At 60.1% G+C, this 13,627-nt stretch carries 8 protein-coding genes; 4 read left to right on the top strand and 4 right to left on the bottom strand.

The window, feature by feature from the left end:
• Positions 1-86 precede the first annotated feature (86 nt).
• Positions 87-1,013, top strand: coding sequence for a Gfo/Idh/MocA family protein (locus QOM08_RS11310; RefSeq protein WP_047228922.1), 927 nt, complete (start codon positions 87-89; stop codon positions 1,011-1,013).
• Positions 1,014-1,125: 112 nt separating this feature from the next.
• On the opposite strand, the gene QOM08_RS11315 is transcribed toward QOM08_RS11310, so the two are convergent.
• The 4 genes from QOM08_RS11315 to QOM08_RS11330 all read right to left on the bottom strand — a co-directional run bounded on the left by QOM08_RS11315 (position 1,126) and on the right by QOM08_RS11330 (position 5,868).
• Positions 1,126-2,157, bottom strand: a complete 1,032-nt coding sequence (locus QOM08_RS11315; protein WP_139050506.1) for an HlyD family secretion protein — start codon at positions 2,155-2,157, stop codon at positions 1,126-1,128.
• A gap of 6 nt (positions 2,158-2,163) precedes the next feature.
• On the bottom strand, positions 2,164-3,729 hold the full coding sequence (locus QOM08_RS11320) for an MFS transporter (protein WP_139050505.1): 1,566 nt from the start codon (positions 3,727-3,729) through the stop codon (positions 2,164-2,166).
• Positions 3,726-5,291, bottom strand: coding sequence for an efflux transporter outer membrane subunit (locus QOM08_RS11325; RefSeq protein WP_139050504.1), 1,566 nt, complete (start codon positions 5,289-5,291; stop codon positions 3,726-3,728). Before QOM08_RS11325 ends, QOM08_RS11320 begins: the two co-directional genes overlap by 4 nt.
• A gap of 199 nt (positions 5,292-5,490) precedes the next feature.
• Positions 5,491-5,868 carry a response regulator transcription factor gene (locus QOM08_RS11330; protein ID WP_107321664.1) on the bottom strand — a complete coding sequence of 126 codons (378 nt, stop codon included), beginning with the start codon at positions 5,866-5,868 and terminating at the stop codon, positions 5,491-5,493.
• A 493-nt stretch (positions 5,869-6,361) separates the two neighbouring features.
• Between QOM08_RS11330 and QOM08_RS11335 the strand changes: the two genes are divergently transcribed.
• The 3 genes from QOM08_RS11335 (at position 6,362) to QOM08_RS11345 (ending at position 13,360) form a co-directional block, all read left to right on the top strand.
• The gene (locus QOM08_RS11335) at positions 6,362-11,830 is read left to right on the top strand and encodes an AAA family ATPase (protein ID WP_139050503.1); all 5,469 of its coding nucleotides are present in this window, start codon (positions 6,362-6,364) and stop codon (positions 11,828-11,830) included.
• Positions 11,831-12,008: 178 nt separating this feature from the next.
• Positions 12,009-12,617: a lecithin retinol acyltransferase family protein gene (locus QOM08_RS11340; RefSeq protein WP_139050502.1), complete on the top strand. Its 609-nt coding sequence runs from the start codon at positions 12,009-12,011 to the stop codon at positions 12,615-12,617.
• A gap of 92 nt (positions 12,618-12,709) precedes the next feature.
• Entirely contained in the window at positions 12,710-13,360 is a 651-nt protein-coding gene (locus tag QOM08_RS11345; RefSeq protein WP_139050501.1) for a response regulator transcription factor, read from the top strand.
• Positions 13,361-13,627: the final 267 nt, after the last annotated feature.

Below are 13,627 nucleotides of genomic sequence, written 5' to 3' on the forward strand. Positions count from 1 at the left end.
GCATGTGTGGCGAGCCATTGTCGGCCACGCGATTTACCGCTAGTTTGCTGGCCCATCAAAAGTACAAAAATAATCAGGAGTCATCGATGCAACCGATTCGTCTCGGTCTGGTGGGCTACGGCAAGATTGCCCAGGATCAACACGTTCCCGCTATCCTCGCCAACCCTGCGTTCCAGTTGGTGTCTGTCGCCACCCAAGGGCAGCCCTGCGCCGGTGTGGAGAATTTCCGGTCCCTGGGCGAGCTGCTTGAAAACGGCCCGCAGGTCGATGCGATTGCGTTTTGCACACCGCCGCAAGGGCGATTCGCATTGGTGCAACAAGCGCTGGCCGCGGGCAAACACGTGCTGGTAGAAAAGCCGCCCTGCGCCACGCTGGGTGAAGCGATGGCGTTGGTGGATCAGGTACGCGAGCAAGGTGTCAGTGGTCTGTTCGCCTGGCATTCACGCTACGCGCCCGGCATCGAGGCGGCCCGTGACTGGCTCGCCAGCCGCACCCTGCAAAGCGTCAAGATCGACTGGAAGGAAGACGTACGCAAGTGGCACCCCGGCCAAGCCTGGATCTGGCAGCCTGGAGGCCTGGGTGTTTTCGATCCCGGCATCAACGCGTTTTCAATCGTGACCCATCTGCTGGCGCTGCCGCTGTTCGTTGAGTCCGCCGAACTGCGCGTGCCGAGTAACTGCCAATCGCCGATCGCCGCCAGCATCAAGATGTCCGATGCGCAACACCTGGATGTCCGCGCGGAGTTCGATTTCGACCACGGTCACGACGAACTCTGGAGCATCGAGATTCGCTGCACCGAAGGCCTCCTGCGTCTGGACAACGGTGGGGCAGTGCTGAGCATCGACGGCGTTCGCCAGACCGTTTCCCAGGAAGGTGAATACGCGGCGGTGTATCGGCATTTCCAGCAGTTGATTGCTGACCAGGCCAGCGACCTGGACCTGCAGCCGTTGCGTCTGGTGGCGGACAGCTTTTTTCTTGGCAGTCGGACCTTGGTTGAGCCGTTTTACGACTAGCCACTGAGGGGGGAGGCGATTCTGGCCGTGCATACCCCATCCGGATCAGATCCCTCTGCCGCAAGTCATCCGAGCAAAATTCCGGCCGCTTCGCACCCGGCAGTCCCAGCTATCATTCACCGATACGAATACTCGGTGTGACCGACATGCCTACCCGCAGTTTTGCCGCAGCGCTCTGGTCGGGATCGATGCGGATGCGCACCGGCAAGCGTTGGACGATCTTGGTGAAGTTGCCCGTGGCATTGTGCGGTGCCACGGTCGAGTAGCTGACGCCGCTGGCCGGTCCCAGGCTTTGTACGGTGCCTTGCAGCGCCTCGCCCGGTAACGCATCCACCTCGATTTCCACGGTTTGACCTGTCTTGACGCGGGCCAGTTGTGTCTCGCGAAAGTTCGCGCTGATGTACACGGCCTCCAGCGGAACGATTGCCAGCAAAGGTTTTCCCGCGTTGACGAAAGCCCCGATGCGCACCGATTTTTGCCCGATCGTGCCGCTGATCGGTGCGGTGATTCGGGTATAGGACAGCTTCAGTCTCGCGAGGTCCAGCGCAGCCTGCGCGTGGGCGAGGGTTGCCTTGGCTTTTTCCAGGTCGGCCTTGAGAACGTCTACCTGCTGGCGAGCCGCCCGAAGACCCGCCTGGCTTTTATCCCGACTGGCCAGTTGCACGCTCAATTGCGCTTCGGCCTGTTGCTGCGCTTGCACGGTTCCCGAGCCGTCGGTGGCCAGGTTGCGATAACGGGCATGATTGACCTTGGCCAACTTGAGCGCAGCCTTGTCCGCGGCGACCGCTGCCTGTGCCTGGCGTATGACGGTGTCCTGTTGGATCAGGTGTGCTTGCAAGCTGGCGACTCCGGCACGGGCGCTGGCGAGCTGGGCTTTGGCGGCGTTCACGGCGGCAACGAAATCACGGTCATCGAGGGTTGCCAGCAGGTCGCCTTTGTTGACCGGCTGATTGTCTTCGACCAGCACCGTCTCAACCGTGCCCGATACCTGTGGCGCGACCGTGGTGAAGTCCGCGTGGACGTACGCATCGTCCGTGGACTGGATCGATGCACTGGATTCGGGACGATTGAAATACAGCACGCCGCCGATTGCCCCGACGAGCAACACGGCACTGATGATCTGGGCTTTCTTTGGTAAGGCCATGGTGGGTTACCCGTGTGAGGAGGAAGGTGACGGGGCTACTTGCGTGACAGGCGGGGGGATGCAGGTCAGCCGCAGCACGAGAGGAATCAGCAACAGCGCGAGCAAACCCAGTACGCGATAGGCGTCGGCGATCGATAGCACCAGCGCCTGCTGGCTGATGATGCCCATCAGCTGTGCCGGCTCAGGCGCAACCGCAGAGATGTTGCTGACCAGGGCGGTTTGGTCCAGCAACATTTCCCCATGGAAACGACTGCGCACGGTGATCAGTTGGGTGACCGCCGCCGCGCCGATCAGCGAGCCGAAGGCGCGTAGCGTATTGATGGTGCCGGACACATAAGGTCCTTCGGAGGGCTGTACCACGCTGGTGATCAGGAACAGCATCGACACCACCGCCATCGGTTGCCCAAGGGCTTGCAGTGTTTGCGCCAGGACGAACTGGTCGCGATTCCATTCGCTGGTCAACTGCGCGCCGCACAGACACGCCAGCGCGATCAGCAGCAGCCCCAACGCGAATACCACGCGGGCATCAACCCACTTCTGGTACAGCAGCATTGCCACCAACGGCCCAAGGATCAGTTGTGGCAGCGCGACGATCAGGCCGATGGACGCCATCTGCAACGGTCGATACTGCTGAAGCGGGGTGAGATAGCTTGCCGGTAACAGTGAACTGGACATCAACACTACCAGCAGGGAAACGAACAGTGTGCAGCCCAGTCCCAGGTTGCGGCGTCCCAGGATTTGCAACTTGATGAACGGTGAAGGGTGATACCACTCGCTCACCAGGTAGATAGCCAACAGGGCCAGGCCAGCCACTAGCGATGAGATGATCAACGGCGAATGAAACCAGTCCAGCCGTACACCTTGATCCAGGGCGATGGCAATCAGGCCGAGCGCCGGTACACCGCAAGCCATGCCGAACCAGTTGGCCTGTGGAAAACGGTGCTGCTGGATGGATTCCTTCGGCAGGCCCCAGGCGATCAGGCATCCCGCGATGAGCGCCAGGGGAATGATTTGCCAATACACCCACCGCCAATCATTCAGACCATCGGTCCAGTGTCCGGTCAACCAGATGGACAGATTGGGCGCGAAGGTCGCGGTCATCGCATACAGCGCCAAACCATATAGGCGGATGGGCGGTGGCAGGAATTTCAGGGCCGCCATCATCAGCAACGGAATCGTCGTGCCGCTGGCAATGCCTTGCACAAAACGCAAGGCCAGCAGCAGGTCCAGGTTATGGATCAAGGGCAGGATTGCCGCCAGCAGTGCACAGATGCCGAGCATCCACAGTTCCAGGCGTCGTACTGAAAGGGTAATGGCGAACCAGGCTGAAAAGGGCATGGCAATCAACTCCCCGGCACTGTACGCCGTGGTTAACCACGAGCCGTCGTCGAAGCCCAGGCCCATGGCCCCCCTGATGTCAGCCAACGCCAATGCGCCGACCCGGATATTCAACCCAGCCATCATCGCGGCGATGAAAATCCCCAGCAGACCCACCAGCGGACGTTTTGAAGGCGTGGCCTGGGGGGCTATGCTGGCCGTGACGGTTGCTGGCAACAATGTGGCGCTATTCATGGGGCGGCCCTTGAGCGAGCTGAGCGAGGCGAGACACGGACCAGCGGGTCATCCGATGAAGACGCGGGCGACTCATCGATGCTCGCTTGCGGCGTGCTCTGCAGTGTCGCCGCCTCCCAACCACCCCCCAGCGACTTGTAGAGATTGACCACGGTGAGGGTGGCGTCGGTTGCGCTGGCATTGAGGCGGGTCTGACTGGCAAGCAGGTTGAGTTGCGCGGTCAGCACGCTCAGATAGTCGGCTGCACCTTGTTCATAGCCTCGTTCGGCGGCACGTAATGCCTGCCGGTTCTGTTCATAGGAAACCAGCAAATCCTCGTGCTGGCGCTGTTGGGCAGCCCAGGCATCCAGGGCATTGTCCACCTCGTGCCAGGCTCGCAATACGGTTTGCCGATAGGTGATCGCCGCCGTTCTTTGCCGTGATTCGTTCAAGGCCAGGCGTTGCGTCAATCGTCCGCCCTGGAAGATCGGCAAGTAGACCGTCGGGCCGATGGAAAAAACACGGGAGTCCCAACTGGAGAGATCACCGCTTTCGAAGGCTTCCACGCCGATTCGACCTTTGAGCCCGATACGCGGGTAAAAGTCAGCCTTGGCGACACCGATGGCTGCGGTAGCGGCATGCAGCTGCGCTTCGGCGCGCTGGATGTCGGGGCGTCGGTGAGCCAATTCGGAAGAGACGCCAACCGGAACGTGGGTTGGAAGCGACGGCAAGGGCATGGCTTGACGCAGTTGTACATCCAGTGCGCGGGGCTGCTCTCCCAGCAGCAACGCCAGTGCGTTCATCTGTGCATTGCGGTGTTGGGTCAGTTCGGGAACCGTGGCCTTGATTGTCGCCAATTGCGCGCGAGCGGACGAGGTTTCGAAGCGCGTGGCAACACCATTGCGCTCACGGCTTTCGGCAAGCCCCAGCGTGCGCTCGGCAATCGTCAGGTTTTGCTGGGCGATGTCCAGTTGCGCCTGGGTTCCGCGCAATTGCAAATAAGTTCTGGCCACTTCGGCGGACAAGGCTACCTGTGCGGCTTCGCGATCATGGATGGTGGCTTGCAGGGTCGCCGCAGCGCCCTCGCGCCCGCGTTGCGCTCGGCCCCAAAGGTCGATTTCCCAACTGGCATCGAAGCCTAGTTGCCAGAAATTGCCGGGGCCCACAGGCGCACCCAGCGCGGCGAACTTGCCATGTTCGCTGAGCCTCTCACGGGCGTAGCTGGCGTTGGCATCCACGCTGGGTAACAGGCGCGAAGAGGCGATGCCCAGTTGCGCTCGGCTTTGTTCAATGCGTTCGCCGGCTATCTGTAAATCAAGATTGCCCGCTTGGGCACGCGATTGCAGTTGGGCGAGTAACGTGTCGTTGAACAGCAACCACCATTGGGAGGGCACTGCCGCATCGGACATGGGGGCGACAATCGCGTGTTCTGGCCGCGGTGCCAGCTCTACGGCCCTCAGCCCGCTTTCCGGTTTCATGAAGTCGGGGCCTGCCGTACAACCGGCCAGGGACAACACGCCAAGCGTTGCGATTGCGCTCGTGAACTTCAGGATGCGTGGGGGTGACTCTCTGAAAGCCGACATTGCCTGTTCCTGAAAGGTTGCAGCGTTGCCCGGCGAGCGTGCGCCATGGCGTCGATAAATCTTCGGCAGCGACATGCTCGCTGTGAATTCATGTTATTGACGCGGGCGTGCAGGCGCACTTCTACATGGGTTCAGCAAAGCCATACCTCAGTGGCGGGGAGATATACGAAGGTATGGTGAGGCGAGGGGCTTACTGGGATCAGTGCCGTTGCAGCACAGCAGTTTCGATGCAGCCTAACAATCGGCCGGCTTCACAGGGTTTGGGCAGGCAGGCAACCAGTCCCGGTGTGTCGGCACCCAGGTGCGGGTAAGCGGTAATGAATATGGTGGGGATCTGAAAACCCATCGCGTTCAGTTTTTCGTGCAACTGCACACCGCTCATTCCCGGCATCTGGATATCGGAAATCAGGCAGTGCGTCTCTGCGAGGGTGTTGGCGTCGAGGAACGCCAGGGCGTTGCGATAGGTTTGGACTTGATAGCCGCTGGAGCGCAACAAGCCTTCCAGAGCTGTCCGAACGGATTCGTCATCATCCACGACGGCTATCGTCGCGGTATTGCGTTTTGGGGTGTCGTGCATAGTGGGTCGCTCGTGACAGCGCCTGTCGTCATTACACGATACGCGGTCTCGAAGGGCGCAAAAGTATACCTACGTATAGCGTGTTAAGACTAAAGGCTCGACGTTGGCCTGATTCGTTCACTCACGGTCGGCGGCGCGTAACCCAGGGGATACTTGCACTGTACCCGGGTACAACTGACCTCGGCTGGTTGCCTGCGTAGACTGGCGCCCATCGCCGGGTGCAGATTCGCCACCGCCGGTCTGCGCGCATTGCCGATTAATCCGCTGTCGCTCAATGAAATCACTTGAAGGGCTTTGATGAGGCGCTAATCTAGGCTTTGACAACACGACCCGTTCTGGATCCCGGTACAGCCTCATCAACGGTCCTCCAGCCAAGCCACGGAAGCCGCCCCACGCGACGACATCGGCACTTGCGATATGACACAGGACGACAGCCCAACGGCAGCGTGCGGCCTATAACACAACTGATTGATCCGTGCCGATGGATAACCACATGCAAGTATTATGGGACGATGGCGAGCGAATTTTCTGTCGCGAATCACGACTGGGCGTAGAGGGCGATCGCAACGTCCTGATAGCGCGGCCTGCCGCCGAACAACCGCCTCCCGGCTGTATTGACCGTCTGGCTCATGAGTTTAGTCTCAAGGATGAACTGAACAGTAGCTGGTCGGTGCGGCCTCTGGAAATGGTGCGCGACGGCACCCGAATGCAGTTGGTGCTCGAGGATCCAGGGGGCGAACCGCTTGTGCAGTTGCTCAACGTCCCCATGGACACGGCAATCTTTTTACCCCTCGCCGTGAGCATCGCCTCGGCGCTGGGCAAGCTCCACCAGTGCGGCCTCGTCCATAAGGACATCAAGCCCAGCCATATCCTGGTGAACTGCACCGACGGGCAAGCCCGGCTTACCGGCTTTGGTCTTGCCTCGCGGCTGCCGCGGGAGCGGCAGGCGCCCGAGACCCTGGCCGGTACGCTCGCCTATATGGCACCGGAGCAGACCGGCAGGATGAATCGCTCGATCGATTCGCGCTGTGATCTCTATTCTTTCGGCGTCACGCTGTACCAGATGTTGACCGCCTCGTTGCCGTTCACGGCAGCCGATCCGATGGAGTGGGTACACTGCCATATCGCCAAAAAGCCCTTGTCACCCCGCGAACGGGTCGCCTCTGTTCCCCAAATGCTTTCTCGGATCGTCATGAAGCTGCTCGCCAAGACCGCCGAGGAACGTTACCAGACGGCCGCCAGTGTCGAGCATGATCTGCGACGGTGCCTGGCAGACTGGCAGCAGTTGTGCCAGATCAATGTCTTCGTCCTGGGCGAGCAGGGGGCATCCGAGCGGCTGCTGATTCCGGAAAAGCTCTACGGGCGTGAGCGTGAGGTCGCTACCCTGGTTGCGGCGTTCTCCCGGGTCGTTGAAAGCAGTGCACCGGAGCTGGTGCTGGTCACGGGTTACTCCGGTATTGGCAAGTCCTCGGTGGTCAATGAGCTGCACAAGGTGCTGGTGCCGCCACGAGGGCTTTTTGCCAGTGGCAAGTTCGATCAGTATCGGCGTGACGTTCCCTATTCAACGCTGGTGCAGGCTTTTCAGAGCCTGGTGCGCACGCTGTTGGGCAAGAACGACACGGAACTGGCGAGCTGGCGTGACGCTTTGCTGCAAGCGCTGGCTGCCAATGCGCGGCTGATGACCGATCTCATTCCCGAGCTCAAGCTGATCATCGGTGAGCCACCGCCGGTGCCGCCGCTTGATCCTCAACAGGAGCAACGCCGTTTTCTTCTGGTGTTCCGGCATTTTATTGGTGTATTTGCCTGCCAGGAGCATCCGCTGGCGCTGTTTCTCGACGATCTGCAATGGCTCGACGCTGCCACGCTCGATCTGCTGGCGGATCTGTTGACCAGTTCGGACGTGCGGCATTTGATGCTGGTAGGGGCATACCGCAGCAACGAGGTGGACGCCTCGCATCCGTTGACTGCCAAACTCGAGGCCATTCGCCGCGCAGGTGGCAAGATCGGTGAGATCTCGCTGGCGCCGCTGGGCAAAGTTCATGTCGAGCAACTGATCGGCGATGCGCTTCATGACGAACCTGAACGCATCGAGCCCTTGGCGCAGTTGGTTCTGGATAAAACCGCCGGCAACCCGTTCTTTGTGATCCAGTTTCTGCAAGCATTGGCCGATGAGCAACTGCTGACTTTCGATCATGAAACTCGGCAGTGGTGGTGGGACCCCGATCGTATTCATGCCAAGGGCTACACGGACAACATTGTGGACTTGATGGTTGGCAAACTGGTTCGCTTGCCGAGCGAAACGCAAGATGCGTTGCAGCAGCTTGCCTGCCTGGGCAGCGTCGCCGGGTTCAAGGCGCTGTCCACCGCTCTGGGCGTGCCCAAGGCTCAGGTCCGCGCGCTTTTTTGGGAGGCGACTCGCCAGGAACTGGTCGAGCGGCGCGACGGTGGTTATGGGTTTGTTCACGATCGTATTCACGAGGCCGCTTACACACTGATCCCCGCCGACTTGCGCGCCGCTGCTCACTTGCGTATCGGTCGGCTGCTGGTGGCGCAAACGTCCGCTCAGGAGCGCGAGGAAGCGATTTTCGAGATCGTCGGCCAGCTTAATCGCGGCGCTGCGTTGCTCACTGACCAGGACGAGCGAGAGCAACTGGCGGCGTTCAACCTGATGGCCGGTCAACGGGCCAAGGCGTCGACAGCCTTTGCTTCAGCGCTCAACTACCTCACCGCCGGGGCGCAGATGCTGGGCGACGATGCCTGGGGGGCTCGCCATGAGTTGATCTTCGCCCTGGAACTCAACAGGGCCGAGTGCGAGTTTCTCTCCGGGCAACTGAGTGTCGCGGACGAGCGCCTGAGTGCGCTGGCCAAGCGTGCTGTGACGGTGATCGAACGCGCCAGCGTCGCTTGTCTGCTAATGGACGTCTACCTGCTTCTGGATCGCAGTGACGGTGCGGTCGCTGTCTGTCTCGACTACCTGCGACATGTGGGGATCGTATGGTCGGCCCATCCGAGCGACGATGACGTGCGCCACGAGTATGATCGAATCGGGACTTTGCTGGGAGAACGGACCATTGAGGAGCTTATCGATTTGCCTCTGATGGAAGACGCGACCGCCCTGGCGACCCTCGACGCGCTGGGCAAGCTCTTCGCGCCAGCCTTGCAGAGCGAAGCGAACCTGGCGGACCTGTTGATCTGCAAGGCGGTCAACCTGAGTCTTGAGCATGGCAACTGCGATGCGTCCTGTGTGCTCTATGCCAATTTGTTCAGGGTCGCTGGTAGACGTTTCGGTGATTACCAAGTGGGTTTGCGGTTTGGTCAGCTGGGCTGCGAACTCGTCGAAAAGCGCGGTCTGACGCGATTCGAGGCCAGCACGTACTTGTGCTTTTCCTGCTTTGCCGTGCGCTGGATGAAGCCTGTGGAGCAGTGCCGAGACCTGTTGCGCCGCTCGTTTGTGGCGGCGAACCGGATCGGTGATCTGCCCTATGGCGCCTACGCGGGCAACAACCTCACCGCTGATCTGCTCTTCGCCGGTGAGCCGCTGGCCGGTGTACAGGACGAGGCCGAACGCGGCCTGGCCTATGCCAGGAAGGTGCGCTTCGGGCTGGTGACCGATTTCATCCTCACGCAACTGGCGTTGATCCGGATGCTGCGAGGGTTGACCCGCGGCTTCGGCCGCCTGGATGGCGGCCCGTCAAACGAAATCGACACCGAAGCCCACTTGTCCAGCAACCCGGATCTGGTATTGGCTGAGTGTCTGTACTGGGTCCGAAAACTGCAGGCCCGCTATCTGGCCGACGATCCTGTATCGGCCCTTGAGGCGGCCACCAAAGCGCAGCGTTTGCTCTGGGTTTGCCAGGCGTTCTTCGAGGAAGCCGAATATCATTTCTATGGCGCCCTGGCGCGGGCCGCCTGCTGTGACAGCGCCCCAATGGATGAGCAGAGGCAGTATCTGGTCGCGATGGCCGCCGATCACCGCCAGCTCCAGACCTGGGCGCAGCAGTGCCCGGAGAACTTCGCGAGTCGCGCCGCGCTGGTCGGCGCCGAAATTGCCCGGGTCGAAGGGCGCGTGATCGACGCCGAGCTACTCTACGAGCAGGCCATCGACGCCGCGCAGCAGAGCGGTTTCGTGCATATCGAGGCGCTGGCCAATGAACTGGCGTCGCGCTTCTACGCGGCGCGCGGCTTTGCCAAGATCGCTCGCGTCTATCTGCAGGACGCCCGTTACGGTTACCTGCGCTGGGGGGCCGAGGGCAAGGTGCGACATCTGGAGAGCAAGTACCCGTCGTTGAGCACTGAAGAACCTGCGCTTGGGCCGACGACGATGACGACTCTCGTCGACCACCTTGATCTGGCCACGGTTCTCAAGGTCTCCCAAGCCGTGTCGGGAGAAATCGTCCTGGAGAAGCTGATCGACAGGATCATGTTCACGGCGATTGAACAGGCTGGTGCCGAGCGTGGGCTGCTGATTCTCCCGGATGGCGGTGAGTACCGGGTAGCGGCGCAGGTCACCACCGGCGGCGACACCACACAATTGCACGACGTTGCGGTGAGCGCGACGCTGTTGCCAGAGTCGATCCTTTATCACGTCCTGCGCACCCAAGAGACCGTTTTTCTTGATGATGCGCTGGTTGCCGGGACGTTTGCCGAAGATCCTTACATCCGTCAGCAACAAGCTCGTTCTATTCTCTGTCTGCCCTTGATGAATCAGGCCAAGCTCGTCGGCGCGCTCTACCTGGAAAACAACCTTGCCGCCCGCGTGTTCAGCCCGACCCGGATCGCCGTGTTGAAACTGGTGGCTTCCCGGGCGGCAATCTCGTTGGAAAATGCCCGGCTTTACCGCGAGGTCGCCGAACGCGAAGCGAAGATCCGGCGCCTGGTGGACGCCAATATCATCGGGATTCTGTTCTGGAATGCCGAGGGCGACATCATTGAGGCCAATGATGCGTTCCTGCGCATGGTGGGCTATGCGCGAGAGGACCTCACCTCGGGCCGTCTGCGCTGGAGAGACCTGACCGTACCGGAGTTTCTCGAACTCAGCGAGCGCTCGTTGGCCCAGGCGCTGCTGACCGGGCAAGCCAGTCCCTATGAGAAGGAATATTTCAGGAAGGATGGCAGCCGCGTGCCGGTCATCGTCGGGCTGGTGACGTTCGAAGCCAGCAGCAGGGAAGGGGTCGCCTTCGTGCTGGACCTGACCGAGCGCAAGCTGGCGGAGGAAAAAATCCGTGAGAGCGAGCGTCGCTATCGCGAGGTGCAAACCGAACTGGCCCACGCGAACCGCGTCGCGACTATGGGGCAGTTGGTTGCCTCGATCGCCCACGAAGTCAATCAGCCGATCGCTGCGGCCATTCTCAACGCTGATGCCGCGCTGCGCTGGTTGAACGCCCAACCACCGGAGATCGAGGAGGTCCGGCAGGTCCTTGGTCGCCTGATCGTCGATGCCAATCGAGCGGCGGATGTGCTTGGCCGCATTCGCGGGCATATCCGCAAGGCGCCGCCGCAGAAGGGGTTGGTGGATATTAACGCTGCGATCAGCGAGATGATCGAATTTACCCGCAGTCAGATCATCAAGAGCGGTGCTTCAATACAGACGCAATTGATGGACGGTATGCCTTTTATCGAAGGCGACCGTGTCGAGCTGCAGCAGGTGTTGCTCAACCTGATCATGAATGCGTTGGAGGCGATGAGTGCTGTCGGCGAAGGTGAACGGCAGTTGCTGATCCGCGCGGCGCCGGGCGATGGTGGAAATGTGGTCGTGAGTGTGAGCGATTCAGGGCCAGGTTTCGCCTCGCAGAGTACCGATCTGGTTTTCACTTCGTTCTATACCACCAAGCCCACCGGTCTGGGGTTGGGATTGTCAATCTGTCGTTCGATCATCGAGGCCCACGGCGGTTGCCTGCGGGCGCACGCAAACCAGCCTCGGGGCGCCACTGTGCAATTCACGCTGCCCATCGCTCAGCAATGAAGGCCATACCCAGCTTTGTCAGCGCCAACATTGGGCTGACAACGGCCTGCCTAACAGGTTATTCATACTTAGGTTTAAAGACCGTATATAAAGAGGTCACTTAAACCAATCGCATGTACAAATGAAGCGCCGCCAGCCCCGCGATAGAGTACCGGTCAAGGGTTGCGGAGTATTCAACATGAATCATTTAACGCTCAACACCGTTGATAAGTTGTCCTCGCTACGCTCGTTAGTACTGATTGGCATGGCACTGTTAACGACGAGCGTTTTCTACCGCTTGAGTGTGCCGCTGCCTGAACGTCATCTGTGTTCCGCAGCCCGTTACGGCAGCAATCTGCCTGGGCGCATGGTAGATGTCCCGTTGAAGCTGGTCGATATCGAGAGGTCCGCAGACAGCATACCCGTCGGTGCGCATTTGATCAGTCCGCGCCGATTCTATATCCACCATGGAATTTATCTGGGCGGCGGAGAGGTGGCTCATTACTCGGGTTTCAGCAGCTCGTTTAGATCGGGTCCTATCGAAGTGACTGATCTGGAACACTTCGCTCTGGGCAAGCCGGTCTGGCGGTTTCAAGAGCAATGCAACTATTCCAGCCGTGAGATCGTTGATCGGGCGCGTTCAAGACTCGGTGAAAACCGCTATCGGGTGTTCTCCAATAACTGCGAACACTTTTGCAGTTGGTGCATCAGTGGAGAAAGTTACAGCGCCCAAGTCAGTGCTTACTTGCGTCGACCCCGAGATGTATTGGCGTTGATTGATGCATTGAAACCACACTTTATTGCATAGTTTATTGCTCTCCGAGCGCACCCGCCGGGGCGAACTCTGCAAGCAAAAACGCTGTGCTACACTTTTTTCGTCCCCTCCCAAGAGGATCGTGCATGAATGGCAATCCCTCGTCAGATGAGCCGGGCAGCCAGGGTTCTGTTGTGTTTGTGGTGGATGACGATGCCTCCATGCGTGAGGCGTTAAGTAATCTTTTGCGCTCCGTCGGCATCCGTGTCGAGACGTTCGCCTCCACGACGGAGTTTCTGCGTCAACCCAGGACAGCGGGCCCCAGTTGCCTGGTGCTGGATGTCCGGCTCCAAGGCAGCAGTGGCCTGGATTTCCAGAGCCAGTTGGCCGCCTCCAACGCCAGTATCCCCATCATTTTCATTACCGGTCACGGTGACATCGAAATGTCGGTCAAGGCCATGAAGGCCGGCGCCGTGGATTTCCTGGCCAAACCCTTTCGCGAACAGGATCTGCTGGACGCTGTAACTGCCGCGCTTGAGGCCGACGTTCGGCGGCGCGAGATCGAACAGCAGTTTGCGGACCTGCACAGTCGCTATGCAACGTTGACCACCCGCGAAAAAGAGGTGATGGCCCTGGCCGCCAAGGGCCTGATGAACAAGCAGATTGCCGGGCAGATGAACCTCAGCGAAATCACCGTGAAAATCCACCGCGCCCATGCCATGAAAAAAATGCAAGCCAAGTCTTTCGCCGACCTCGTTCGGATGGCCGAGTCTTTGGGTACCGCGCAAGGTCATTGACCTGCGCCAGCGCATCCCCCCCTTCGGTGCCGGTTCAAGATCACACGCCGTCTGTCTTGATTGCCCCATCTTGCCCGTATTGAGGTGAAAACACCGGCCCCACGCTGGCACTAACCCGTGGTTACGTTGTCAGTACTTGGCGTCTGTAGCGGCGAGGATCGACCCAGATAGCTGCACGTCAGCGACATGACGCACTTTTTTTGACGCCTTCGGGCAAATAACTCGCGATGGATTGCGCCGGGACCGACTATTCCTTTGCGGGTTGAT

Source organism: Pseudomonas sp. P105 (assembly GCF_032614175.1).
GTDB classification, from domain to species: Bacteria; Pseudomonadota; Gammaproteobacteria; order Pseudomonadales; family Pseudomonadaceae; genus Aquipseudomonas; species Aquipseudomonas rhizophila.